Annotated in this window: 26 protein-coding genes and 1 CRISPR repeat array; of the genes, 7 read left to right on the forward strand and 19 right to left on the reverse strand. The window is 68.7% G+C overall.

Going from position 1 to position 24,597, the window contains the following annotated elements:
• The first annotated feature begins 32 nt into the window (after positions 1 to 32).
• Positions 33 to 393: a CRISPR direct-repeat array (repeat unit 32 nt; unit sequence GTTTCGATCCACGCCCCCGCGTAGGGGGCGAC).
• A 195-nt stretch (positions 394 to 588) separates the two neighbouring features.
• From cas2 to SPI01S_RS08020, 7 genes are all read right to left on the reverse strand, one after another.
• Positions 589 to 879 (reverse strand): CRISPR-associated endonuclease Cas2, encoded by a 291-nt coding sequence (gene cas2 / locus SPI01S_RS07990; RefSeq protein WP_066720851.1) that lies wholly within the window; start codon positions 877 to 879, stop codon positions 589 to 591.
• Positions 880 to 883: 4 nt separating this feature from the next.
• The gene (gene cas1c / locus SPI01S_RS07995; RefSeq protein ID WP_066720853.1) at positions 884 to 1,924 is read right to left on the reverse strand and encodes a type I-C CRISPR-associated endonuclease Cas1c; all 1,041 of its coding nucleotides are present in this window, start codon (positions 1,922 to 1,924) and stop codon (positions 884 to 886) included.
• A gap of 3 nt (positions 1,925 to 1,927) precedes the next feature.
• Entirely contained in the window at positions 1,928 to 2,584 is a 657-nt protein-coding gene (gene cas4 / locus SPI01S_RS08000; protein ID WP_066720855.1) for a CRISPR-associated protein Cas4, read from the reverse strand.
• Between the two features lie 9 nt (positions 2,585 to 2,593).
• Positions 2,594 to 3,526 (reverse strand): type I-C CRISPR-associated protein Cas7/Csd2, encoded by a 933-nt coding sequence (gene cas7c, locus SPI01S_RS08005; protein WP_066720858.1) that lies wholly within the window; start codon positions 3,524 to 3,526, stop codon positions 2,594 to 2,596.
• Positions 3,523 to 5,325: a type I-C CRISPR-associated protein Cas8c/Csd1 gene (cas8c, locus tag SPI01S_RS08010; RefSeq protein ID WP_066720861.1), complete on the reverse strand. Its 1,803-nt coding sequence runs from the start codon at positions 5,323 to 5,325 to the stop codon at positions 3,523 to 3,525. The genes cas7c and cas8c overlap by 4 nt, the downstream gene beginning before the upstream one ends.
• Positions 5,322 to 5,987, reverse strand: a complete 666-nt coding sequence (cas5c, locus tag SPI01S_RS08015; RefSeq protein WP_066720863.1) for a type I-C CRISPR-associated protein Cas5c — start codon at positions 5,985 to 5,987, stop codon at positions 5,322 to 5,324. The genes cas8c and cas5c overlap by 4 nt, the downstream gene beginning before the upstream one ends.
• 65 nt (positions 5,988 to 6,052) lie before the next feature.
• Positions 6,053 to 8,362, reverse strand: a complete 2,310-nt coding sequence (locus SPI01S_RS08020; RefSeq protein WP_066720866.1) for a CRISPR-associated endonuclease Cas3'' — start codon at positions 8,360 to 8,362, stop codon at positions 6,053 to 6,055.
• 441 nt (positions 8,363 to 8,803) lie between these two features.
• On the opposite strand from SPI01S_RS08020, the gene SPI01S_RS22205 reads away from it, so the two are divergent.
• Positions 8,804 to 9,040 (forward strand): hypothetical protein, encoded by a 237-nt coding sequence (locus SPI01S_RS22205; RefSeq protein WP_169804481.1) that lies wholly within the window; start codon positions 8,804 to 8,806, stop codon positions 9,038 to 9,040.
• Between the two features lie 201 nt (positions 9,041 to 9,241).
• Here the strand turns inward: SPI01S_RS22205 and SPI01S_RS08030 are convergent, their stop codons facing one another.
• The 4 genes from SPI01S_RS08030 to SPI01S_RS08045 form a co-directional block, all read right to left on the reverse strand.
• On the reverse strand, positions 9,242 to 10,612 hold the full coding sequence (locus SPI01S_RS08030) for a tetratricopeptide repeat protein (RefSeq protein ID WP_084253326.1): 1,371 nt from the start codon (positions 10,610 to 10,612) through the stop codon (positions 9,242 to 9,244).
• Positions 10,613 to 10,764: 152 nt separating this feature from the next.
• Positions 10,765 to 12,045: an OmpP1/FadL family transporter gene (locus tag SPI01S_RS08035; protein WP_373278311.1), complete on the reverse strand. Its 1,281-nt coding sequence runs from the start codon at positions 12,043 to 12,045 to the stop codon at positions 10,765 to 10,767.
• 56 nt (positions 12,046 to 12,101) lie between these two features.
• Positions 12,102 to 12,503 carry a DUF2147 domain-containing protein gene (locus SPI01S_RS08040; protein ID WP_066721047.1) on the reverse strand — a complete coding sequence of 134 codons (402 nt, stop codon included), beginning with the start codon at positions 12,501 to 12,503 and terminating at the stop codon, positions 12,102 to 12,104.
• Positions 12,504 to 12,655: 152 nt separating this feature from the next.
• Complete coding sequence (locus SPI01S_RS08045) at positions 12,656 to 13,378, reverse strand: S8 family peptidase (RefSeq protein WP_084253327.1); 723 nt, start codon at positions 13,376 to 13,378, stop codon at positions 12,656 to 12,658.
• Positions 13,379 to 13,513: 135 nt separating this feature from the next.
• On the opposite strand from SPI01S_RS08045, the gene ybaK reads away from it, so the two are divergent.
• Positions 13,514 to 13,987, forward strand: a complete 474-nt coding sequence (gene ybaK, locus SPI01S_RS08050) for a Cys-tRNA(Pro) deacylase (RefSeq protein WP_066720874.1) — start codon at positions 13,514 to 13,516, stop codon at positions 13,985 to 13,987.
• A gap of 3 nt (positions 13,988 to 13,990) precedes the next feature.
• On the opposite strand, the gene SPI01S_RS08055 is transcribed toward ybaK, so the two are convergent.
• The 4 genes from SPI01S_RS08055 to SPI01S_RS08070 all read right to left on the reverse strand — a co-directional run bounded on the left by SPI01S_RS08055 (position 13,991) and on the right by SPI01S_RS08070 (position 17,113).
• A complete protein-coding gene (locus SPI01S_RS08055; protein WP_066721049.1) occupies positions 13,991 to 14,578 on the reverse strand; it encodes a hypothetical protein in 588 nt (195 codons plus the stop codon).
• 68 nt (positions 14,579 to 14,646) lie between these two features.
• The gene (locus tag SPI01S_RS08060; protein ID WP_066720879.1) at positions 14,647 to 15,531 is read right to left on the reverse strand and encodes a type II secretion system minor pseudopilin; all 885 of its coding nucleotides are present in this window, start codon (positions 15,529 to 15,531) and stop codon (positions 14,647 to 14,649) included.
• The gene (locus SPI01S_RS08065; RefSeq protein WP_066720882.1) at positions 15,528 to 16,082 is read right to left on the reverse strand and encodes a type II secretion system protein GspJ; all 555 of its coding nucleotides are present in this window, start codon (positions 16,080 to 16,082) and stop codon (positions 15,528 to 15,530) included. The genes SPI01S_RS08060 and SPI01S_RS08065 overlap by 4 nt, the downstream gene beginning before the upstream one ends.
• Positions 16,079 to 17,113, reverse strand: coding sequence for an ABC transporter substrate-binding protein (locus SPI01S_RS08070; protein ID WP_066720885.1), 1,035 nt, complete (start codon positions 17,111 to 17,113; stop codon positions 16,079 to 16,081). Before SPI01S_RS08070 ends, SPI01S_RS08065 begins: the two co-directional genes overlap by 4 nt.
• Before the next feature lie 83 nt (positions 17,114 to 17,196).
• On the opposite strand from SPI01S_RS08070, the gene gspN reads away from it, so the two are divergent.
• Positions 17,197 to 17,829 carry a type II secretion system protein N gene (gspN, locus tag SPI01S_RS08075; protein WP_066720891.1) on the forward strand — a complete coding sequence of 211 codons (633 nt, stop codon included), beginning with the start codon at positions 17,197 to 17,199 and terminating at the stop codon, positions 17,827 to 17,829.
• A 33-nt stretch (positions 17,830 to 17,862) separates the two neighbouring features.
• Here gspN and SPI01S_RS08080 read toward each other — a convergent pair whose 3' ends face one another.
• From SPI01S_RS08080 to gspL, 4 genes are all read right to left on the reverse strand, one after another.
• The gene (locus SPI01S_RS08080; RefSeq protein WP_066720897.1) at positions 17,863 to 19,089 is read right to left on the reverse strand and encodes a type II secretion system F family protein; all 1,227 of its coding nucleotides are present in this window, start codon (positions 19,087 to 19,089) and stop codon (positions 17,863 to 17,865) included.
• Between the two features lie 178 nt (positions 19,090 to 19,267).
• Positions 19,268 to 20,734 carry a type II secretion system ATPase GspE gene (gspE, locus tag SPI01S_RS08085; RefSeq protein WP_066720900.1) on the reverse strand — a complete coding sequence of 489 codons (1,467 nt, stop codon included), beginning with the start codon at positions 20,732 to 20,734 and terminating at the stop codon, positions 19,268 to 19,270.
• Entirely contained in the window at positions 20,731 to 21,231 is a 501-nt protein-coding gene (locus SPI01S_RS08090; protein WP_066720901.1) for a type II secretion system protein M, read from the reverse strand. The genes gspE and SPI01S_RS08090 overlap by 4 nt, the downstream gene beginning before the upstream one ends.
• Complete coding sequence (gspL, locus tag SPI01S_RS08095) at positions 21,228 to 22,343, reverse strand: type II secretion system protein GspL (RefSeq protein WP_066720903.1); 1,116 nt, start codon at positions 22,341 to 22,343, stop codon at positions 21,228 to 21,230. Before gspL ends, SPI01S_RS08090 begins: the two co-directional genes overlap by 4 nt.
• 45 nt (positions 22,344 to 22,388) lie before the next feature.
• Here gspL and gspG point away from each other — a divergent pair, with 45 nt between their 5' ends.
• The 4 genes from gspG to SPI01S_RS08115 all read left to right on the forward strand — a co-directional run bounded on the left by gspG (position 22,389) and on the right by SPI01S_RS08115 (position 24,590).
• Complete coding sequence (gspG, locus tag SPI01S_RS08100; protein ID WP_281179432.1) at positions 22,389 to 22,859, forward strand: type II secretion system major pseudopilin GspG; 471 nt, start codon at positions 22,389 to 22,391, stop codon at positions 22,857 to 22,859.
• A 107-nt stretch (positions 22,860 to 22,966) separates the two neighbouring features.
• Entirely contained in the window at positions 22,967 to 23,452 is a 486-nt protein-coding gene (locus SPI01S_RS08105; protein WP_066720906.1) for a GspH/FimT family pseudopilin, read from the forward strand.
• Entirely contained in the window at positions 23,449 to 23,799 is a 351-nt protein-coding gene (gspI, locus tag SPI01S_RS08110; RefSeq protein WP_066720907.1) for a type II secretion system minor pseudopilin GspI, read from the forward strand. The genes SPI01S_RS08105 and gspI overlap by 4 nt, the downstream gene beginning before the upstream one ends.
• Positions 23,796 to 24,590 (forward strand): type II secretion system protein N, encoded by a 795-nt coding sequence (locus SPI01S_RS08115; RefSeq protein ID WP_066720909.1) that lies wholly within the window; start codon positions 23,796 to 23,798, stop codon positions 24,588 to 24,590. The genes gspI and SPI01S_RS08115 overlap by 4 nt, the downstream gene beginning before the upstream one ends.
• Positions 24,591 to 24,597 lie beyond the last annotated feature (7 nt).

A 24,597-nucleotide genomic window follows, 5' to 3' on the forward strand; every position in this document is an offset into this window, starting at 1 on the left:
ATTGGCCCTGAGCATATCACTTCGTTCGAATGGTTTCGATCCACGCCCCCGCGTAGGGGGCGACGCGCGAGATGGCTCGCCGGAACGCAGTTTTCCGCGGTTTCGATCCACGCCCCCGCGTAGGGGGCGACATCCGACATCAAGGCAGCGATCGAGCTTCACCGCGTTTCGATCCACGCCCCCGCGTAGGGGGCGACCTCATAACGGCACCACGGCGCAAACTGCCGAGGTTTCGATCCACGCCCCCGCGTAGGGGGCGACGAGGCCATGCGATCCACGGAGGGCTTCACGGAGGTTTCGATCCACGCCCCCGCGTAGGGGGCGACGTCTCGCCGATTATGCGATGGTGCGGCCCTTCGATGTTTCGATCCACGCCCCCGCGTAGGGGGCGACCGCTATAGTGCTAATACAATGAGAAAGAGCGGTAAATCGCTACTACAGCGCGAACTGTCGGCGATTTGCGAGATTGCGGAAGCCAATGCAGCCCCTGCAAGCCTAACCCTTTGCTATACGTGAATATATATCGCGCGAACCTCCAGCGCCCGATAAAACAGATTGAGGTTCGCGCAAGGACCAGATGCGCGACGTCTAAAAAAGCAGCGGCCCCGCCAGGTCCAGTACGGGCTTTGCACCGATATGCTCCACACGCCGCTTGCCATCGGCACCCAGCCGGTAGAAGCGCAGCGAATCCTTCTCCGCGTCGATTTCCTTGAGCAGCGACGCGCGCAGTAAGGCCCATTGCGCTGGATCCACCTCGCATTCGAAAACCGAGTTCTGCACGCGCTGCCCCAGGTCGAGACACGCCTTCGCTACCCGCCGCAACCGCCGCCGGCCCGCCGCGTCTTGCGTGTTAACGTCATAGGTCACCAGCATCAGCATCGCGTCATTTCCACAAGAAGGGCGGATAGCCGTCGAGATCACCCCGCAGGTGCCGCGCCAGCAACTGCGCCTGGACATGTGCAACGAGGCCCATCGGCATCGTCTCGCCCAGGAACGGGTGCCGCAATTCGCGCTTCTTGCGTTCCTGCCACGCGACCAGCACCGCCTTGCGGCCATCGTCGGTCAGCGACACCGCACCGCCCTCGTCCACCGTGAAGTCGCGCGGCTTCAGCTGGCCGCGATTGATCAGCGTCAACGCCAGCCGATCGGCCAGCACCGGGCGCAGCTCTTCCATCAGATCCAGCGCCAGGCTGGCGCGGCCGGGCCGATCGGCATGGAGCAGCCCCACCTGCGGATCAAAGCCCACGCCCTCGAGCGCCGACCGGCAATCATGCCCGAGCATCGCGTAGAGAAAGCTGAGCAGCGCATTCACGCGGTCCAGCGGCGGCCGGCGCGAGCGCCCGGCAAAGGCGAAGGCAGGCCGTTCCCCCTGCAGCATCGCGTCGAATACCCCGAAATAGAGCTGCGCCGCTTCCCCCTCATGCCCCCGCAGGCTGTCGATGTCCTCTGCCTGCGCCGCACGCCGCGCGACATGGCCCAGCCGCGCCTCGGCGGCTGTAAGTGCAGCCTGCGCTTCGGGGGCGAGCCGGCTGCCATGATCGCGCAGCGCGCGACGCAGCACGGTACGCTGGTTGGCCGCCTTGGCGGTGACGATGCCGCGCACGATCGGCACCGCGCGCACCGGATTATCCGCGACACGGTGCTGAGTGCGGCGGAGCAGCACATTGCCGGTGCGCGGCCCCTCCACCCGGGCAAGGAACTTGCCGTTGGGGGTGAGGAAGGAGAGCGCGATCCCCGCCTCCGCACAGGCCGCCATCAGCGCCGGCGAAGCACCCGGCCGGCCAAAGCACACCACGCCTTCCAGCAGATGCATCGGCACCCGCCCGCGCTCGGCGCCCTCCACCTCGACAACGATATTGGCGCCGTCCTTGCGCAGCCAGGCATCCTCGGTGGTGACGTAGATGGTGTTGAGATGGCGCCGCATCGGTCATTCCTCCGGCAGGGCATCGGGCTCGGCGAGTTGACGCAGCAGCCAGCGCTGGACGGCGGGCGGGCGCTCCAGCCGCTTGGGCTGGCATGCATCGGCCAGCGAACAGCGACGGCAGCCGGGCTTTGCCCGGGGCGGCGGGGTGTGGTTTGCGGCAAGCATCGCACGGGTTTCGGCCGCGAGCATGATCGTCAGCGCGCGCAATTCGGCATCGAAGGCGATCCGGCTGCGCTTCTTCGTCTGGGCGTAGAACAGCGCGCCCTCGGGCACGGTGCAGCCGAACATCTCCTCCAGGCACAGCGCCTGGGCGCAGAGCTGCACCTCGTCGGCGCGGTGCGCCTTGGGGCGGCCGCGCTTATATTCGACCGGATAGGGCACGCCGCGCACGAACTCGACCGCGTCGGCCTTGCCCGCCAGGCCGTGTTCGAACGAGCGAAGGACCAGACCGCGCACCGTGCGAACGCCCGCGCGGCGGTCTGGCCGGCCGCCATCCACCCGTTCATGGAGGATGCGCCCCTCGGCGGTGGCGCCGTCCTCCGCCCAGATCCGCTCGACATGGATCAACGCACACTGGCGCGGGCAGAACAGATAATGCTGCAACGCCGATACCGGCACCAGCGCGTCTTCGGCGGCGGGGTCCGGGGGCGGCGCGCGCATCGCCGGGCCTCAGTATTCGAGGATCTCGACGCCGGCCGGCACCGCCTCGCGGTCGATCGTGACCTTGTAATCTTCCCATTTGCGTGCAGGCGGCCAGTTGTCGGTCGCGGTGCTGCCGATTTCCTGGACCGAGCCTTCGTGGACCCGCCAGGTCTTCACCCGATCGAACAGGCTCTGCGCCTGCGCATTGCCGAGCGCGCTCTGGTGGCGGAAGACGATCAGCTTGCGGCTGGCCATCTCGCCGCGCGCTGCCGAGCGGTCATGGTCGAACATCTGGCCCAATGCCTGCCAGAGCAGTTCGAGGTCGCCTTCCGAAAAGCCGGTGCCCTTGGTCGGGTGGCTGGCGAGCGGCGCGGAGACGAAGCCTTGGACGCGGTACAGGCCATAGGGGACGATGTGCTTGCGGCCCATGGTGCGGCCGCCCTTCTCCTCGGCGTCCTTCTCGGTCGTTGCGGCCATGCGGGTAATCGAGATTTCGAGCGGCAGGATGCGCTCCACCGACTTGGCGAAGCCGAACTGCACCGGCCCGCGCACCTGGCCGGCGTTGACGCCGGTGGTCATCACCGCGCCGAAGGTACGGATGTCCCAGAAGTTCGTGCACATCCAGCGGGTAAGCGCCTGTGCCTTTTGCTGGTCTTTGGGCAGCCGCTTGAATTCGTCGTCCCTGCTAACCTCGGGCAACAGCGCGGCCCACGCCTTCTTGTGCTGGTTGTTCAGCGTGGCGCCTTCGGTCATGTAGATCTCGAAGCCGGGTTCCTGATCCTTCACGAGCGCGACGAAGTTGCGGACCTTGCGCTTCAGCGCGACGTCCGACACCAGCCCCTGGTTGGTCTCCGGATCGAGCCGGGGCATGTTGCCGGCATCGGGATCGCCATTGGGATTGCCGTTCGTCACGTCGAAATACAGGACGAACTCGTGGCGCTGGGTAACCGGCGTGCTCATGCTTCCCCCTCGGTCTCTTCGGAATCGGTGAGCGCGGTCGGATCGAGTTCCCCGACCTTGTCGCTGCTCAGCCTGGTGGCGCGTTGGTGGTAATAGCCGATCGCGAAAGCGCCCTGCTTCTGCAGGCTCAGCGAACGCGGCAGCGCGGGGTCGAGATGGCTGTGGATCTCCTCCAGCTCCCGCTCGATCAGCGTGGCCCAGCCGGGCTTTTCCTTGCGCACCTTGGCGAGATGGTTCTGGCCGCCGCGCACGATGATAGGGAACACGCTGGCCGGCGTGGCCGAGGCAGCGCCGAAATATTTGTCGCGGATGCTGGCATTCACGCGACCCAAAGCCGCGCGCTGCGCCAGTTCATAGACGGCGAACAGCCGACCAAGCTGGTAGCCCGGCTCCGCATAGTCCCGTTGCAGGCTCATCGGGGGTTCTCCAAAGGCAGAAACAAAGGCGGGATCGCGCATCAGCACACCCCTGATCACGGCGGCGTGCCATCCGAATGCGGCGCTATCGCCGGCACGAAGCCGCATCAGCACGGCGGCAAGCAGCGATTGCGGATAGGCGCCGCCGGAAAGCACCGCGCGCATCACCTCGCCGGCGAGCAGCGCGGGCACGTTTTTCATCTCGCCCTGCGCGGCAACGGTTTGCGCGAGCAGCCGGCGGACCGACGGCGCTGCCCCCCAGTTGCGCGGCAGCGGTTCGATCCGCATGGCCTGATAATGACGGGCGAGTGCGGCGGCGAACTGGTCGAGCGCACCGGAAAGCCAGAAGCGGATCGAAATCCGCGCCGCATTGGGCGACAGTCCCAGCACATGAAAGCGCGTGCCCACCCCGATGTCCGGGCGCAGTTCCGCCACCGGGCGCCCTGCGGCGATCTGCTCGATCTGCGTCCGCAGCCGGGCAACCTCCTTCTCGTCGGTGATCTCCCGCGCGTCCGGCTCCATCAGCAACGCCATGAAGGCGTCGGCAGCCTCCGTCTCGGCCTTGCTGGCATCCGCCCAGAACACCACCGTCGCATCGCCGATCGGGCGCGACAGGCGGTTGCCGCTGTCGCGCTGCAACATCCGATTGAGTGCCGCGCCGTACCGGAAGGCCACGCCCTCACTGGTGGGTGCGTTCTCGCCCTGCTCCTTGCCGAACGAGGTAAAGGCGTCGAGATTGAAGGACACCAGCGCCGCGCCCGAGGATTGCGCGCCTTCCACACCCTTGATCGTCGGATGCAGCCGCGTGACCGGCGCCAGTTCGCCGGTAACCAGGCAGAGGCTGCCCACCCTATCATCGGTGCCGGGACTGCCGGCGGCCTCCACCAGCGCCCGTGCCGCCGGACGTTCGTGGAGGAAGCCATGCTCTCCGTCCAACCGGAACATCACATTGGCGTCGAGCATATCTGCACTGCCGCGCGGCAGTGCCTCGAACTGGTCGGGGCGCCAGCGTTCCAGAAAGCGCCGAAGCGCCGCGAGCCCCGCATCTTCCTGCCCCGCCAGCCGATCGAGATGCAGCGCGACAAACGCCGCATGTTCGTCCGCCGTGCGCTTGCCCTCGCCCGCCGTGCGGCCGAGCACATAGGCGGTCTTGTCCCACAGGAAATTCGGCGCGATTGCAACGGTGCGCTTCACGGCGGCCGGCACCACCCGCAGCGTCGGCTTGGGCTTCTTGCCGGTCAGGTCGTGCAGATTCTCGACATCGATGGCGTCGCCCTCCGGGCTCAGCACGATGCACCAGCCGAACTTCTCCTGGCTCCATCCCGGGGCCGCGATATCGTCCAGCCGATCATAATAGGCGTGCAGCGCCTGCAGGATCGTCATCGCATCACCGTCTCGGCGTCGAACGGTGGAACCTCGATCACGCCGCCCTGCATCTGCGCCCGGAAGAAGCGCGATTCATTGCCCCGCGCGAAATCGATGTCGTGCAGCATCCAGCCGAAATCGGCGTCGGGCTTGTCGAGCGTGGAGTGGGGCAGCGCTTCGCCCTCCTCGATCAGGGCGAATTCGGCGGGAAACTCGCGCGTGCCGAGGCACGGGCGGTGGAAACATTGCCCCTGTGCGGCGCGACGATTGAACATCGCGATATGCTTGGCCGGGCTGTCCTCGGGCCCGGCCCGGCCGGTCATCGAGAAATGCGCCTCGATCACATAGGCGACATCCACGAGCACCAACGCCGCGCGCTGCTGGCGGTTCTCGTCGACGGCGATGCCGAGTCCGTCGGTGGTGCCGCGCTTCATCGCGCTGGCGGCGTTGGCGGCGCTCGCCTTGGCGCCCACTTCGTTGCGCCGGATCGACTGGAAACGGATCGGCCGCAGGACATGGATGCGATCGACATGCCAGCGTATCGCCGGCTTCCAGTGGATCGCTTCCAGAATGCCGCGGGCCGCCGACGGCGTAATCACGTCATAGCTGACGCGCTCGACCTTCATCTCCGGCCGCGTAAAGCAGGCACGCTCGCCCCAGATGTGCACCCGAACTGCCATTAAGCCCCCATTTTGAGTAGGCTAGGGCGAAAGATGCGGCGTGGCAATAGTATCGCTGGCGTACGCTACAGAACGTTTTCTTCGCTCGACCTCCAGGCCGCTTCGGTAATGTCGAGCCCCCGTACATCATCATATCGCTCGCGATCCTGGAGCACCACGAACCGGTCGCCAAAGTCCTCGCGCACGATCCTGGCGATGCCGCTGGCGAGCATCGTGGCACGTAGTTTCTTCGGCACCGGGACTGCATATTGCTGGAGCTTCCGCAAGATGCCGGACGGCGGGAAAGGCGCGTGGGCAAGCGCATGCAGCGCGTCTTCGGCCTCCGCATCATAGGGGATCAGTACCGGATCCATCGCCTCGTCGATCATCCGGAACGCATCCGAAATCGTTCGAAACGGAAAGTTGGGGCCCCGCCCGTCCACGCTTTCCCGTACGGCCGGGACGATGGCGTAGGGTTCGCCGAGCCCCGTCGCCCGATCCAGCGCAGCATGGCCCTGGTGCCAATAGAGCGCACGATAGTAATGCTGGATCGCCGCCAGGCTGAGCGGGTCTGCAGCATGAATGCGCAGCGCCTCGCGCGCCGGGGTGTAGAATGCGTCGATGGCGGGCGGCGTTCGGTGCTCGGCCGGCTCGAACACCACCGTCCGCCCGAGCCCGGCCAGTTCGCCGCTACGATTGCAGCGCCCGGCCGCCTGGGCGATGTTCGAAAGGCCCGCCGCGGCGCGCCAGACTTCGGGGAAGGACACATCCACCCCCGCTTCGATCAGGCTGGTCGCCACGAGGCGGACCGGCTTGCCCGCCATCAGGTCCGCCCGGATCCCCGCCAGCACATTCCTGCGATGCTTCGCGCACATCAGCGTGGTCAGGTGGCGCGCGCCCGGCTGATCGGCGATCGCGTCGAACAGGGCGCGGGCATGGCCACGGCTGTTGACGATGCAGAGCATCTGCGGTTGTTCGGCGAAGCGGGCGGCGATCTCGCTATCGGGGAGCGGTTGCTGCCGCCATTCGACCGCCACTCGCCGGAGCACCGTGTATAGTCCTGCGGGATCGGGCGCGAGTTCGCGGTCTGCCGGGATGTCGAGCCCTTCCGCCGGATCGCTCTGCCGCTGCCGCGGCAGCGCGCCATCCTCCTTCCGCAGCGCCGGCTGGGTGGCGGTACACAGCACCACCGTCGCGCCATAGTTTCTCGCCAGTTCGTCGATCGCCGCCATGCACGGACGCAGCAGATGGACGGGGATCGACTGGGCCTCGTCGATCACGATCACGCTCTTCGCCAGGTTGTGCAGCTTGCGCGCACGGCTGGTGCGGGCGGCGAACAGGCTCTCGAAGAACTGCACCGCCGTGGTGACCACGATCGGCACGTCCCAATTCTCCGCGTCGCGACGCAGCTTGGCAAGGCCGCTGGCCCCCTCGCCCTCGCGGTCCCCGTCCGACGCCGGCGCACGATCATCCCAGTCGAAACTCGAATGATGCTCCAGCACCGCCCCCGCCAGGCCATCGCCCAGCGCGGTGCGGAACACCTCCGCCGTCTGCTCGATGATCGAGGTAAAGGGAATGACGTAGACGATCCGTTCCAGTCCGTGCGCGATCGCATGATCGAGGGCGAAGCTGAGGGATGTCAGCGTCTTGCCCCCGCCGGTCGGGACGGTGAGGGTGAACAGGCCAGGTTCCAGCGCGGCTTTTGAAACGGCATGATCGAGTATCCGCGAACGCAGCTGGTTCACGACCGTGTCGTCGCGCCGATGGCGGACCATGTACGCACGAACGGCATCGCGGTGGCGCAGGTCGATCCGCCCACCACGATCGGGCGGAGAAAGCCCCTCCGCTGCCGCGTAGAAGCTTTCCGTCTCCAGGAAATCGGCGTCGACCAGGCAGGAGAACAGCATTCGACCCAGAAAGAAGAGGCTGAACGCGGGTTCGATCGCGTTGCGTCTGGGCCTCTTCAGGTTCGCCAGAAGTGCGGCCCGATCAGGCAGTGGCGGCGCATGCGCTTCCCAGCCCGCATGGTCTTCGACCGCCTTGTTCTCCCGGGCGGTGAGCGCCGGACCGTCCATCAGGCCGCCGTGATGCCCTGCGATGCCGAATGCCATAAGACGGCCGATTGCCTGGCCAAACCGGTGCATCGCCGCTTGCGCGCCGGCGGCGCTATGGTCCGGACCACGCGTCTGGACGTCGCTGGTGCGGGGCGCGCGGATATATTGCTGATAAGCCTCGGCGCATTTGCCGATATCGTGCAGCGCCCCCATGATCTGCGCGGGTACCGCAGCACCAAAGGCCTGTCCGAACGAGCCCGCACGTTCACTTACCTGCTTCAGGTGATGCGATAGCGGCTCCCACTGGGATTCAGGTGCGTTTTCAAGAGAATGCGCGTACATCAAATCCCCTCGTTCCCATCACCCGGCCTGGCGCCCGACCATCTGCCGGAAAGCCAACGGTTCGATGACGTTCATAAATGACGGGAGGTTATTCGCCACCGCCTTTCCAGCAACGGCTATTAGCGGCGGCTGGCCGGACGGCCGATATTTACACGTTTCAACCAGCTTTCCTTAGCAGGACTTCCCAGTGACCTGTGTGCCCGGCGCATTCACCTGGCGAGCGCAAGCGCGTGATCAGGCGGATCATCTTGCGACGCCTATCACGCGCTTTGCGCGGTCACCGAGCCAAAGCTCATTAACGGTGACGGCCGGGCGGAGGTGGAGGCAGCGCGTATCAGGCCGGTCGACCAAAACGCGTCCGACACCCTCAGCGATGGGCTGGCTCTGACCAGCACGACACACTGAATGTTCGACTGCGGCTTGGTGGGCCTTGCCGTCGATATGCTGATCCTGATCTCGCAGCAGGCTAGCGATCCGGACAACATCCGTTTGATCATCAACGGAAGCTGGCCGGCGATCCTGCCGCCGCGCTTGGGCGCCCGCCCATCCGCAGTTCGTGGACGGCACCGGGATCATTGCTTCAAGCAATTGCAATGCCGCCGACGGCCACAGCGCGAGTGTACGCGCGACTGTACACCGGGCTTTAAACCCCAGGTTACGATCACGCTTTTTCAATGACTTAGCGTTAGCCGTAATTGGTCGGGCATCCTCTCTCCCCGACCATTACTTGCATTTGGGATATGGCCGGTTACCTTCGGGTCGCCGGCCGCCCCTCTTCCCTCTACGACACGACAGCAACGGCGGGCATTGCTTCGCACGTGCGGCGGCCGCGCCAGCGGCCCGACTGCGGCGCTTCCCCCGCCCCGCAAGCGCGGCCTGCTAGTCCGCCGCGCGCGGCAACGGCCACAGGATCAGCGTGATCCGATCATGCCCGGCCGCGATGTCGAGCACCTCGCCCGCCACCACGTCGATCGGCTCCGGGAAGCTGTGCAGCACCTGCAGCCAGCCGCCGTCGTGATAGCCGTCCGGGTGGTTGTCGAACGTCACGCCGTCCCAGAGATCGATGTGCATCCACTGGACGATGCCGATCGCGCGGCCGCTGGCCGTCACCGGAACGGAAAGCCGCGCCAGCGTCGCGTCATGCTTCTTCTGCGTGAGGTCGAGCCGTACCAGCTCCACGTCGCCGGACAGCCGCTGCCACCCGGTCATGGTGCCGTGGATCGGCAGGCGCTGCGGCGCGAAGGCGGTGAAAGCCGACAGGTCGAAGCCCGAGACGTCGCCGACAAAGGCATAGCCGGCCAGATTCTCGCTGGCGACCAGACAGCCCATGGCGCTCGCCGCGCGGGGGATCACCAGTGCGTCGGGCGCCAGCAGGCGACGATGGGCGTCCTCGAACGTGTCGAGCACCTTTTCGGTCAGCAGATCACTCGACAGGATCTCGGAGACCAGGATGTCGGCAGGGGCATCCAGCTCCGCGCCCACCGCGAGTTCGGTGGAAGGCTTGGCATGGACCGTGATGCGCGCCGCATAGCCGTTCTGCGCGACGATCTGCTGCGCCATCTCGGCGATCATCGGCTCCATCTCGCAGGCGACGACCTTGCGGGCGCCGGCCCGCGCCGCCATCAGCGACAGCAGGCCGCTGCCCGCGCCGATGTCGAGCACCCGCGCCTCGGGACCTGCGACGCCGATCGCCGCCTTGATCGCCGCCTCGAAGGCGTCGTTGCGGGGCGCATCGTTCATCATCGGGATATGCCAGAAGGGAACCGCCCCCGAGCCGAGCCGACGGACCTGGTGGCGAAGGTGCAGATTGTCCGGCTGCAGCGCCAACGCGCGGCGGAAGGTGCGGAGCGCCTCCAGATTGCGGTGCGCGTCGGCCAGCACCACGCCGAGATTGCCGAGCGCGGTGGCATTGTCCGGATCGAGCGCACAGGCGCGCTCCAGCGACGCGATCGCCTCCTCGGTGCGGTCCAGCCAGTGGAGCGTCAGGCCCTTCTCGTGCAGCGCCACGGCATGATCCGGCTCGATCGCGAGGAGCTGGTCCCACGCATGCAGCGCGTCTTCGGGGCGTGACAGCCGACCGAGCAGCCCGGCGAGCAACGGCAGGACGTCCGCCGGACGATAGTCCTGGGCCAGCGCCGCGCGATACCGGCGTTCGGCCGCCACAAGGTCCCCCTGCTCGTGCAGCGCCATCGCCTCGGCAAGGGCGACACGCGCCTCGGTCAGACGGTCGGCGGACTCGAGGTCGGTCAAGGCAGGGTTCCTTAGGATCGGGTTGCTATAGGCGCCGCCCCGGATAGGCCAATCGACGCGGCGAGCGATAGCCCCGGTTTCCGATCCGCGCTCGCCGGGCGCACGAACGCCGCCGACCCGAGGGCCGGCGGCGTCGCTTTGGCTATCCGTGATCAGAACTGGACGCGACCGCCCACGGAGAACACGAAGGCCCGTGCATTGCGCAGCTGGCCCTGCGTCAGGATCGTCGAACCCGCCGCGATCGTCGCGCGGTCGATCGGCGCGTTGGCGAAGTCGACATAATTGGCCGCGGCATCGAGCACGATGTTCTGCGTCACCGCATAGGAGCCGCCGCCGCCGAAATTCCAGCGATTGGAATCGGGCACGCGCGCGTCGCGCTGGCCGTTCTGCGTGGGCGTGGTTGCCCGCTGCACGCCCGCGCGCAGCGTCAGCGCCTGCGAGACCATATAGTCGACGCCGCCCGCATAGCTCCAGCTCTCGCGATAGTTTTCGGGCAGCGCGATGTTGAGCGGCGCCCCGAGACGGATCGCGTCGAACTTGTCCCAGTTATAGTGCACCACCTGGCCGTTGAGCGTCAGCCTGTCGGTGGCGCGCCAGCGGATGCCGGCGATCTGCTGCGCCGGCGTGTAGAAATCCGCCTGCACGTTCGACAGCGCAAGGTTGCTCGCCGCGAGGGGGCCGACCAGCCCGCTCACCGTCAGCTCGCCCTTCAGCTTGTGGCGGATGGCGGACTTGTAGCTGAAGCCGGCGGTCACCCGGTCGCTGTGCATCTGGAAGCCGGCGCTCCAGCCCACATCCCAGCCATCGCCCTTCAGTTCCTGCCGCCCATCGGGCAGGCTGGCGAGCACATTGGGCAGCGCGTTGCTGAGGCTGGCGTCGGTATATTCGACATTGGCCGCCGCACCGACGCGCAGCCAGTCGGTCACCGACACCGCGATCGAGGGCTGGATGTCGACGGTGCGCAGCCGGGTGCGGTCGGCGCTGTAGCGGGCCCAGCTGCTCGACGCATAGTCCGTGGTGAAGCTGTACGGCGACGTCACCGCGAGCCCGAGCGCGATGCGATGGCCGAGCGGCACCGCGATCGCGCCCGAGGGCAGCACGCCGTTGTTGATCGGGTTGCGGCTGGTCGTCTCGCCACCGATGGCGGTTGCGGGCTGGCCGCCGGGTCGGCGGATCAGCGTGCCGGTATCGACCACCTGGCCGCGCGGCAGGATCGCCGCTGCGTTGAGGTTCACTTCGATACGCTCGGCATCGGCGATCGCCGCCGGGTTCCACCAGAGCGAGGCAGCGCCGGTATCGGCGACCTCGCCCGAAAAGGCGCGCCCGGCGCCGCGGGCAGACTGTTCCTGGAGGTAGAAGGCCTGGGCATGGGCAGCACCCGCAAAGCCGGCGCTGGCCGCCAGCGTGGTGCCCGCGGCGAGGAGGAGCTTCATCTTGTTCATGTTGGTTCTCACGCTACTGGGGTACGGGACGGTCGCGCGGGCGACGGTCAGCGAACCCGGGTCCAGGTCTGGGTACGGCAGAAGGGCTTGAACACGCAGCCGCGCAGCTTCAGCTGGTCGGCGCCGGCCAGGGTGATGTCGGCGCTATAGGTCTTGCCGTCCTCGGCATTGTAGATCTTGCCGCCGCTCCAGTTGGCGCCGTCGGCGGTGAAGCCGCTCAGGATCTGGAGGCCTTTCAGCGGGCGGTTGCGCAGCTGGGCGTTCGAATTCTTGGTATCGCGCAGATCGGGGTTGGTGCGCAGCGCGTCCGAGGTCAGGATCCGCCCACAGATCGAAGGACCGCAGCGCTGGATCTCGACGATCGCATTGCGCGTTTGGGTCTTCCAGCGGCCTATTGCACCCTCTCCGGCTTGCGGTGCTGCTACCAGCATCGCGACAAGCAAACTCATCCACATACTTGTTTTTCCATTGTCTCATGTTCCCGCTGCGGATTAACCGCAACGAGGACAGACATGGCGTATATTTACGCTCCAGCCTCTCCTGGGCTGGAACCATACCCATTCCTCAAAGTTCCGCAATAACGGGTATGTTTCCGAAAATTTCAGGCTGTGCGGCGGCGATGGGCGATCCGGCGCGCGGTCTCGATCGGAGCGGCAAAGGAGGTGCCGGTGCCGGTCACCGCGCGACCGTCCGCCAGGCTCGTGGGCACATCGACGCCGCGCTGCCACACATAGAGATAGCCCTGCATCGCGGGCTCCGGTCGGTTGGTCCCCGTCCAGGGCTTGCCGGCCGCATCCAGCGCGCCGACGAGCACCGCATTGGGGAAGCCCTGCCGCGCCATCGCCAGATTGCCCGGGCGCGAGAGGCCGTTGTTGCCGGCTGCAAGCACCACCACGATCCCTGCGGCGGCGGCATCGCGCACCGCGGCGGTAATCGCGGGATCGTCCGCCAGGGCGAGCGAGATGTTGATTGCATCCACCTTCAGGTCGATCGCCTTGCGGATCGCGGCGACGATCGGCGCGGCGCTCGGCTGACAAGGCGGGTTCGCCCCCGGCCGGCAGCCCGCCGGATCGTCGATCCGCAGCGACACGATCGCCACCTCGCCCGCCGCCGCACGGCTGAGGATGGTGGCAACCATCGTGCCATGGTCGTAGCGCGGACGGAACGCCGGACGATCCGCGCCCGCAAGGTCGTATTCGGCGATCAGTTTGCCGTGCAGCTCGGGCGTCTCCGCCACGCCGCTGTCGATGATCGCGACCCGCGGCGCCGCCGCCGGCGAGCTTGCCGCCACCGCTGCGAACAGCGCCATTCCCAGCAGGGGCATGTCTCACTCCGCCCGTCGACCAAACTCGCGGCAACATTAGGAGAAATACGTTAACAACTGCTTCAGCAGAGGCTCCGGCTTGCCCCGCAGCGCACGCCATGCCAGCGGGCGGGCGTCATTCCAGGGAGTATTTCCATGTCGAAGGCGACGCGCGCCACACGGATGCTGGAAGCGGCGAAGACCGCCTTCACCGTACACAGCTACGACTATGATCCCGATGCCGATGCGATTGGGATGCAGGCGGCGGAGGCGCTGGGCGAACCGCCAGCGCGCGTGCTGAAGACGCTGATGGCAAGGGTGGACGGCAAGCCGGTGCTCGCCATCCTCCCTTCGGACCGGCAGGTCGCGATGAAGAAGCTCGCTGCGGCGCTGGGGGGCAAATCGGCCGAGATGATGAAGCCCGCCGATGCGGAGCGCCTGTCCGGTTACAAGGTGGGCGGTATCAGCCCGTTCGGCCAGACGAAGACGCTCCCCGCCGTGATCGAGGAAGCGGCGATCGGGGAGCCTTATGTCTACATCAACGGCGGCCAGCGCGGGCTGCAGATACGGCTTGCCCCGCAGGATGCGGCACGGCTGCTCGATGCGACGGTGACCGCGATCGTCGCCTGAGCCTCAGAGCGGCTGGGCGTGGCGAGCGGCGTCGCGCAGCAGTTCGACGACGTGCTCCAGCAGCGCCGGTCGCCCCTTGGGGCCCTGCACCACCGTGGCATAGACATAGGCATGGACCTTGGCGCGCAACCGCGCCTCGGCGCGCAGGCGCATCCAGTCCCCCGGCGCACCGCCGCGCCCGAGGCCGCCCGCGATCGGCAGCCCCGTCGCCGCGCCCCTGAAAAGCCCGGTCAGCGCCGCGCCCCCGGCGGCGGCCCAGTCGCCCAGTTCCTCCATCATGTCGCGCATCAGGTTGGCGTCGATCGGCAGCGGCTGCCACTGGAGATGGTGCCACGCGATCGGCTGGAGCGCCCTGCCCGCCTCCTCTATCACGCGGCGCGCCAGCGGATCGGCGACCTGCCGCACCACCGGCGCGATGCGGGCGCCGACAAAGCGCGTCTGCTCGATCAGCCCGTCGCGCCAGTCGGCCTGGGAGAGATCGGTGTCGAAGGTCTCGACGAGATCGGCCGCGGCCTGTTGCAGCACCGCACGCGCCATCGCGATGTGGACGTCGCGCCACCGGCGGATCTCGCCCCGACCGAACAGGCGCATCAGGACCAAGACAGGAACTCCAGGATCATCGGCGAACCAGACCAGAAATGTCGGGCAAGCTCAATCGTTCACCGCGCGGCGAAGCCGGGCACGCCGGGCGGGACCGCAGCATTGCGCCAGCGTTCCACCGGAACCGTCTCCAGCCTGCCGTCCCTGGTCCGCCGCCGCTGGATCAGCGTCGCCTCCTGCTGCGACGTGCCGCCGATCGTCGCCCGGGTGCGCACCCAGAAGCTGGTCGAGCGGAACGAGCAGCCCCAGGGCAGCGTGACGTGCTGGTCGTCGAGATCCTTCAGCGTCAGGTACCCCTGGCGGGCACGGACCTGTACCAGCCGGCTGGCCGCAAGCGGATCCTTGAACAGCATCTGCATCAGTTCCGGCTCGGCGGCGTTGAGGTTGATCGAAGTGATGCCGGGCAGCGCCGTCACCACCTTTTCCAGCCGGTCCGCGATCTTGGGGTCGAGCCCGGCGAGCCGCAGCGGGCGCAGATCGGTGATCGGCCCCTGCAACCGCACATATTGGATCGCCGCCACCACCTGTTCGGGCGGCATGTCGATCTCGTTGGCGATTTCCTGCAGCAGCACCACCGCCCCCGCCTCGCCGCTCCGCACCGAATTGATGTTGAACCGCCCTTCGGCATCGCCGATCGCGAGGTCGAACGTGCCGCCCTCGATCGGTGCGGCGGTAACCGCGATCTTTGCCCAGGCCTCGCCACGATGGTCGACATCGCCTGCCGTCTCGCCGTCACGGCGGAGCGCCACCAGTGCCGAAAGCTCGCCGCCGCGCACGATCGCCTGCGCCCGCGCGGCCTCGCGCATGCGCAGCCCGCGATCGAGCGCCAGTTCCTCGCGGTCGATCATCAGCAGCACCAGGCCGCTGGCGATCGCGACGAACATCAGCACGTTGACGAGGATCATGCCGCGCTCGTCGTCGCGGGGTTCGCGGCGGCGGCTCATTGCGGCGGCGCCTCCTGCGCGCGGGCGGGCAAGGTCACCACCCGGCGAAGCGTCACCGGCGCGCCGCCGGGGCCCGCCGCCTGCACGTCGAGCGCGATGGCACGCGGCCAGCGCGCCTTGGCTTCGCTACTGTCGTCGATCGGCCAGCGATCGATCCAGCCGCGGTCCCAGAACCGCCACCGCGCGGTAACCACGCCCGGCAGCAGCAATTGCGGCCCCGGCGCGGCGCGAATCAGCGTGCCTCCCGCCAGCGCATAGCGAACCTGCGTCGCCGTTCCTCCCGTCCCCGGTGCGCTGCGCACGAACGAGAGGCGATCGCCACCCCCTTCGATGGAGCCGCTCGCCACCTGGTCGAGATCGCTGGTCAGCACGAACATCGTCCGCTGCAGCGCCGCCAGCCGGTCCAGCCGTGCCTCGGTCCGTCCGTTCACGCGCAGGATGCCGTCCACCAGGGCCAGCCCCGCCACCGCGATCAGCGCGAACAGCCCGAGCGAGATCATCAGTTCGATCAGCGTGAAGCCGGACTCGCCGGCTTCAGGGCGTCGATTCACGAGCCCGAACTCACCGCGACGCTGGCATAGCCGTCGCGCGAGGCGACCACGATCGCGAAGTCGCGCGCCACCGATCCGTCGGTGCGGAAGCGCACCGGCCCGGTGACGCCGTGGAAGCCCTTGGCGTCGACCAGCCCGTTCATGTTCAGCGCATTGGCTTCGCGCAGCTTGTTGGCGACACCGGCGGCATCATAGGCCAGCGCGGTGATCGTGCCGGGATCGCCGCCATTCTTCGCGGCGAACGCCTGAGCGAAGGAGGCAAAGGCCCCCGGATCCGGGCAGGCGAGCCAGGCGCCGTCGAGCGCCGCGAGCGAATCCGGCCGATTGTCGAGTCCCTGCAGCGTGCCGAGCAGTTGTACGCCGCTGCCCTTCAGCGCCCGCGCGGCGGCAAGCACGCCCTCACCGCTGCCGGGCAGCAGCACCGCATCGGGCGCGTCGCCTGCCTGGGGAAGCGGCTGGCCCGGCTTCACCTGCAGCACCCGCAGCGCGATGCCGATCTCGCTCTCCATGCGGCCGGCGGACAGGCTGGCGGCGGCGCACCAGGCCGAACCGTCGTCGACCATCACCACCGAACGCACGCCGCGGGTGCGGGCATAGCGGAGCACGGCGCTGGTCACCTGCGCGGCAGTGATGCCGAAGATCCAGACGCCCGGCTGGCGCAGCACCGAATCGTTGCTGAAGGAAATCACCGGCACCCGGCTTGCCACCGTGCTGCCGACGGCAGGCACTTCGGCAGCGGTGAGCGGCCCCAGGATCAGCGCCGGGTGCTGGCGGAGCGCCTCGGCGGCGGCGCGGGCGGCGCCTTCCGCCGTTCCGCCGGTATCGAAGGCGAGCACGAAATTGGCGTTTTCCGCGAGCAACGCCGCCTGCCGCATGCTACGGCCCAGCTCCGCTCGCGGTCCGTTGAGCGGGAGCAACAGGGCGATCGGGCGCTTGTCCTTCTTCTCGCCCGCCCATGCGTTGGAGGATAGCGATGCCGCGGATAGGACGAGGCCCGAGGGCAGCAGCCGCAGCAGGGACCGACGGTCCATTGCGAACTCCGGATTCAGCGAATGAGGCACGGCGGCGTCTTATCCTCTTCGCCGGGCTGGGCATAGGGGCCTATGCGCTGGCGATGCTGGCCACCGCACCGGCGAGCCTGCTCGTCCGAAACGTGCCGTGGCGCAGCGGCGTGGCGGGGACGATCTGGAACGGCCAAGTCGGCGTGGCCGGGGGGAGCAAGCTCGAATGGCAGCTGGCGCCGCTACGCTCGCTGACCAGCCTGGGGCTGGCGGCGGACTGGAAGGCGAGCGGACCGGATACCGATCTCGGCGGGCGCGCGCTGGTGCATCTGGGCGGTCGGACGGTGCTCGATCATGTCAGCGGCGCGGCCGACGCCAGCCTGCTCCAGGCGATCCAGCCGGACCTGCCCTTCACCTGCCAGCTGGTGATGCAGGTGGAAATGGCGCGGATCGCCGTGCGCGGCGGCGCGCAGATGCTCGACGGCAAGGTGACCACCGATCCCGGCAGTTGCCGCCCGAAGGCCGGCGGCGGATCGACCGCGGTGCCGGCGCTGCTGCTGACCGCGGAACATGTCGGTCCGCGCACCACGATCCGGCTGACCCCCGCAACGCAGCGGCGGCAATTGCTGCTCGACGCGATCCTCAGCGAGGACGGGACGCTGGACATCGGCATGAGCAAGGACGGCGCGGCGGCGCTGCCGTTCGTCGGCCTCCCCGGCGGGGCACGGATTCAGGGGAAGATGTGATCAAAAGCCCTCTCCCGCTGCGGGAGAGGGCTTTTACACCCCCACCAAATTGTTGAGGTTGATGATCGGCAGCAGGATCGCCAGCACCATCAGCAGCACCAGCCCGCCCATCACCAGCAGCACCATCGGCTCGACCAGCGCGACCAGCGTGGCGACCAGCGCGTCCAGCTCGCGCTCCAGCTCGCCCGAGGCGCGGCCGAGTGCCGGCGCGAGCTTGCCCGAGCTTTCGCCCGAGGCGACGATGGCGACCAGCATCGACGGGAAGATCTCCGCCTCCTGCATCGCCGCGCGCAGGCTGATGCCCTCGCGGACGCGCATCGCCACGCCGAACGCCTTTTCGCGGACGAAATGGTTGGGCGTCACTGCCGCGGCGGCGTGCAGCGCCTCGACCAGCGGCACCGCGCTGCCGACCAGCGTCGCCAGGCTGCCCGCAAAGCGCGCGGCGTTCATCTGGCGGCTGAACCGGCGGAACGGGCGGCGCTCGGCGAAGAAGCGGTGGACGCGCAGGCGGTTGGCCGGCACCCGCAGCCACCGCCCGAAGGCGACGATGCCGGCCCCGATCGCGATCAGCAGATAGAGCCCGAAATTCTGCAGGAAGGCGCTGATCGCGATCAGCGCGCGGGTGAGCAGCGGCAGGTCGGCGCCGCGCGAGACGAACACCTTCACGATGTCCGGCACGACATAGACCATCAGCAGCACCATCATGCCGAACGACACGCACGCCAGCAGCGCGGGGTAGAGCAGCGCCAGTTGCAGCTTCTGGCCGTTCGCCTGACGGTTCTCGACGAATTCGGCGAGGTGGTTGAGCACATCGGTCAGCCGCCCCGAGGCCTCGCCCGCCGCGACCGAGGCGCGGTAGAATTCGGGGAACGCCTTGGGATGCTGCGCCAGCGCCGCGGCGAAGCTGCGCCCGTCGAGGATCGCACCGCGCACGTCGAGCAGCAGCGAACGCACCGCCGGCTGTTCGGATTGGGTGGCGACGAGGCGCAGCGCCTCCTCGATCGCGATGTCCGAACCGACCAGCGTCGAGATCTGCCGCGTGACGGTGGCGAGCGCGCGGGCACTCACCCCGCTTCGGCCGAAGCGCGGCAGCGTTATCGATCCGATCGAACGGCCCCGCTCGGCAGCGGGTTCGACCGAGAGCGGCAGCAGCGCCTGTTCGCGCAGCAGCGCACGGGCCGCCGCCGGGCTGGAAGCCTCGATCACGCCCTTCCTGGCAGCGCCGTTGCGGTCCGCTGCGCGATAGGCGAAGGCGGGCATCTCTAAAATCCTCCCCGGCACGGGGAGGGGGACCATTCGCGCCAGCGAATGGTGGAGGGGCCGCCGCGGCACGCGGCGGGATCAGGCGCGGAAGACGAGCCCCGCGCCTGACGGCGCGGCCCCTCCACCATGCTGCGCATGGTCCCCCTCCCCGTTCCGGGGAGGATCTTGGGCCCGTTCACGCCTCTTCCCTCACGACCCGGGCGACTTCCTCGACCGTGGTCACGCCGGCCTGGAGCTTCGCCACGCCGTCGTCGAGCAGGCCCGGATTGTCGCGGCGCGCGTAACGCTCGATCTCCGCCTCGCTCGCGCCGTCATGGATCATCTTCTGGAAGGCGTCGTCGATCGCGACGACTTCGTACAGTCCGGCCCGGCCGCGATAGCCCTCGTCATGGCACTGGTCGCAGCCGACCGCGCGCCACACCGGCGCCCCCACCGGCAGCGCGCCGCCGAGCAGCAGCGAATCCGCCTCGCTCGCCACGTCCTCGCGCCGGCAATGCGGGCACAGCCGCCGCACCAGCCGCTGCGCGCACAGCCCGACCACCATCGGCGCGAGCAGATAGCGCTCCACCCCCATGTCGATCAGCCGCGTCACCGAACCGACGGCGGTGTTGGTGTGCAGCGTCGAGAGCACGAAATGCCCGGTCATCGCCGATCGCACCGCCACCTGGGCGGTTTCCTGGTCGCGAATCTCGCCGACCATGATCACGTCCGGGTCCTGGCGCAGGATCGCGCGCAGGCCGCGGGCGAAGGTCATGTCGGTGCGCGGGTTGACCTGGGTCTGCGCCACGCCCGGCAGCTCATATTCGATCGGGTCCTCGACCGTCATCACGTTGCGCTTGCGGTCGTTGAGCCGGGTCAGCGCGGTGTAGAGCGTGGTCGTCTTGCCCGAACCGGTCGGCCCGGTGACGAGCAGGATGCCGTGCGGCCGCTCGAGCAGCCGGCCGAACACCGCCTGGTCGCGTTCGCTCATGCCCAGGCCGGAAAGATCGAGCTTCAGCGAGCCCTTTTCGAGCAGGCGCAGCACCACCCGCTCGCCATGCTGGGTCGGGATGGTCGAGACGCGCGCGTCGACATCGTGCCCGCCGATGCGCAGCGTCACGCGGCCGTCCTGCGGCACGCGCCGCTCGGCGATGTCGAGCTTGGCCATCACCTTGATGCGGCTGACCAGCAGCGGCGCCAGCGCGCGCGGCGGCTCGATCATGTCGCGCAGCACGCCGTCGACGCGGAAGCGGACGACGAGGCGCTTCTCCTGCGTCTCGACATGCACGTCCGACGCGCCTTCCTTCACCGCCTCCATCAGCAGCGCGTTGATCAGGCGGATAACGGGTGCGTCGTCGCGGGTGTCGAGCAGGTCGTCGATGCTCGCCGCGCTGTCGGCCAGCGCCGCCAGGTCCATGTCGCCCAGGTCGATATCGGCAGCGGCGCCCCCCGCGCCGCCATAGGCCTCGCCCAGCGCGGTATCGAAGGCGGCGCCTTCCAGCCGCACGAAGCGCGCGCCGGGGGCGAGCCGCTGCACTTCGAGCAACCCCTCCAGCGGTGCATCGGCGCGGTGGACGCACTCGATCCCCTCCGGCGTTTCGCGCAGCAGCACCCCGTGGCGCCGCGCGAAACTGTAGGGCAAGGTCGGCGCATCGAGGATCATTGGCCGAGCTCCACCATAGCCGATACATGCCCGGGCGCAGCAAGTCGCTGCAGGGTGACGCGCTGGATCCGCAAGTCACTGGTCGTTGTCACGTCCGCCAGCCAGTGCACCAGCGAGTCGTAGCTCGCGTCCGCCACGCTGGCGCGCACGCCGCCGGGAATAGGCGCCGTGGTCAGGGCAACGCCGAAGGCACCCGCGGACTGGGTCGCGATCGTCTCCGGGGCACCGGTGCGCCGCTGGGGCTTCACCGCGCTGAGCGATCCCGCCGCGCGGATGCGGGCGTTGAGCGTCTCATAGGTACGGATATCCGCCAGCGCGGCCGCGCGCGCGCCCTGGATCGGCTTCACCACGCCGTAGACCAGGACCACCACCGCGATCAGCGCGCCGAGCACTGCCAGCATCGTCCGCTCGCGCGGGCTGCGCGCCTGCCACCAGTTGCCGGTGCGCGAGAGGCCGGCGTCGAGCGTCGGCAGCTGGGTGCGGAGGAAATCACTCATGCCGCACGTGCCGTAATGCGAACGGAGCCGTCTGGCGAGGCCGTCGCCTGCCCCTGAATGCGGCCAGCCTTGAGCGCTTCGGCGATCCGCGCGGCAAGATCGGGGGCGCCAGGCTCGCAGTCGAGCGTCAGCACGCTGCCGTCATAGCGCACCGCGCGCACCGCGATGCTGCCGGCGAGCGGGTTGAGCGCAGCCGATACCCGCGCCAGCAGCGGCACGAAGCGGTCGGGCGCCTGCGTCGCGCCGGTCGGCAGCAGATCCGTGACGATGCCCTTCAGATCGCCGGTGAGATCCGTGCCCGGTGCCGAGACCGCGACCAACGCGCGCGTCTCCGCCGCGCGCCGATCAGCGATACTGCGTAGCATTAGTGCATCGCCGCCGGCGATCAGCACATGCGCCGCCCCGCCGATGGCGAGGATCCAGCCGAGCCGCCGCCAGCCGTTCGAAAGGCGCTCCCGACGCGCGGCGAACGCGCCCTGGCGTAGATCGAGTTCCGCCGTCGCGATGTCGATCTTGGCATTGATGTCGCGAAGATCGGGCGTCGAAATGCCGACCGGCAGCGTGCTGTCGAGCGGCTCGCCAAGCGCATGGATGCGCGGCCGGCCGGCGGCTTCCCACGTCGAACCGAGCAGTGCGGCCGGCACGGCAAAGCCGGTTCCGTCCGCGGCGAGCACCAGCGCGCGGCCGTCGCGGAGCTCGACGGCCCATCCCTCTGCGGGGCGCGGCAACAGCAGCACGTCCGGCACCATCGAGGCGCCGGCCAGCCCCTGCGCTTCGGCCAGCGCGGCCCATTGCGCCATGATCTCGGCGCGAACCACGCCCACCAGATAGCGATTCGGCGATGCGGCCGGATCGACACGCGCCCCCAGGGCGAGGTGGAGCGACTCGACCGGCTCCGCCACCTGGTCCTCGATGGCGAAGGGCAGCGCCGCCAGCCGCCGGGCGCGATTCGGCAACGGCAGGTCGACGGCGAGCAGCCGCACCCGCTCGGTCGGCACGAGGACGGTTGCGGGCCCCTCTGCGGAGACTATGATCAGGCGGTCGCCCGCCAGCGTCCACACCCCCCCGGCGTGCGGCGGCGGCAGATCCGGCGTTCGGGCGCCGCGTGTCACAGAAGCTTCATGGGTGGGACGCATGAGGCAGGGATGCGCATAAGTTTGAAACCATTTTGTGACATCGCATCGCAGCGCGCCCCGCGCAAGCTCCGCCGGATCGGCGAGCATGAAGCCGGGCTGACGCTGATCGAGATGCTCATCGTCCTCGTGATCATCGCCGTGGTCGCGGGCCTCATCACCGCCAATGTGATCAACCGCCCCGACGAGGCGCGGGCAACGCGGGCGAAGGGTGACATCACCAACATCGAGAGCGCGCTGAAGATGTACCGCCTCGACAATGGCGACTATCCCACCACCGATCAGGGCCTGAAGGCGCTGGTGGAGAAGCCCACCATCCCGCCGGTGCCGGCGAACTGGGCGCAGGGCGGCTATCTCTCCGCAGCCCCGCTCGACGCATGGGGCAAGCCGTACGAATACAAGTCCGAAGGCGGCGGCTTCACGATCCGCTCGTTCGGCAAGGACGGCAAGCCCGGCGGCGAAGGCGTCGACGCCGACATCGAAGGCAAGGGCTGATGTCCGGAAGGGGGGGAAGCATCGACCTCTCCTATACTTCGTCATCCCGGCGAAAGCCGGGATCCATTGGCCTGACCGTCGTCGCGCCTGCCCCGGCGGAGGGGCGAATGGATCCCGGCTTTCGCCGGGATGACGGGCCTGGCAGCCAGGCGGGCATGACGCTGATCGAGATGCTGATCGTGCTGGTCATCATCGGCATCGCCGCGAGCGCGGTGACGCTGGGGATCGGCGCCGCCACCCGCAAGCCGAGCGTCGAAAGCGAGGCGCGCCGCCTCGCCTCGCGGCTGCAGGCGGCGGCCGATGACGCCATGCTCGGCGATCGCCTGGTCGCCTTCACCGCCGAGCCCCACGGCTATGGCTTCGCGAGGATCGGCGCGAACGGCCGGATGTCGGCGCAGACGGATGGCGCGCTCGCCCCGCACACGCTCCCCGGTGGAATCACCCTGACGCTCGACGTGCGCCCGCCCGTGGTGCTGGGCGTGGACGGATCGGGCAAGCCGATCGCGGCGACCGTGGACAATGGCAGCCAGCGCTGGGTCGTGCGGTACGACGGCATGACCGCCAGCGCGGCGCCCGCCCCGACGCAGCAATGAGCGACGAGGACGGTTTCTCGCTGATCGAGGCGCTGGTGGCGCTGGCGGTGCTGGCCATCGCCACGGTCGGGCTGATGCGCACCGTGCAGACGCATATCGATTCCACCCGCGGCGTGGAGCGCCGCGCCGCGGCGATGTGGGTCGCGGAGAACCGGCTCGCCGAAATGGAAGCCGGCATTCCCGGCGAGGCGCAGGTGGAGATGCTCGGCGAACGCTGGCGCATCGCGATCGACCGGCGCAGCACCGATGACCCGGAAATCAACCGCATCCGCATCAACGTGTATCCGGCCGCCGAGAAGACGCCGCTTGCATCGCTCGACGGCTTCGTGGACGGACGGAAGGGATGACCCGCCTCGCCCTCACCCCGCGCCAGACCCGCACCGCGCTTGACCTGCTGACCGGCGCGATGGTCGTGTCGGTCGCCGTCGCCTTGGCCGGACTCACCTGGCGGATCGCGGGCCATGCCGGCACCGGGGCGATCACCGTGCCCTCCGGCCGTTCGGGCCCTGCCGTCGCACCCGACATGGCCCCGGCCATCGCGCTGGCGCCGTTCGGCACTTCGATGGTCGCCGACGCCCCGCAACCGAGCACACTGCCCCTGGAGCTGAAGGGCATCGTCGCTGCGGTCCCCGCCGAGCTCTCCACCGCCTTCATTGCGGTCAGCGGTGCGCCCCCCACCGCCTTCCGTGTCGGCCAGGCCGTAAACGGTGCCACCATCGCTGCCATCCAGCGCGACCGCGTGCTGTTCGACAATGGCGGTCGCCGTGAGTTCCTCGCCTTCCCCGACCCCAGCCTTTCGCCCGAGCAGCGCCAGGCCGCCGCGGCCGCCCCACCCCCGGGCCAGCCCCCCGCTGCCGGCGCGCCTTCCGCGCCCCCGGCGCTCGCAGCAGTCCCCGGCAACAGCGCCGCCGTGCTGCAGAAGCTGGGCGCGACGCAGACGGCGGAGGGCTTCCGGATCGGCAGCAACGGTCCGCCGGGCATGCAGGCGGGCGACGTCGTCACCTCGGTCAACGGCACCTCGCTTACCGATACCCAGGCGGCCAATGCCGCTTTCGCCGCCGCACAGGCCAGCGGCTCGGCCCAGGTCCAGATATTGCGCGACGGGCGGCGGATCACGCTGACCGTCCCGCTGCGCTAGAAGAGAG

The organism is Sphingomonas pituitosa NBRC 102491 (assembly GCF_001598435.1).
GTDB lineage: Bacteria > Pseudomonadota > Alphaproteobacteria > Sphingomonadales > Sphingomonadaceae > Sphingomonas > Sphingomonas pituitosa.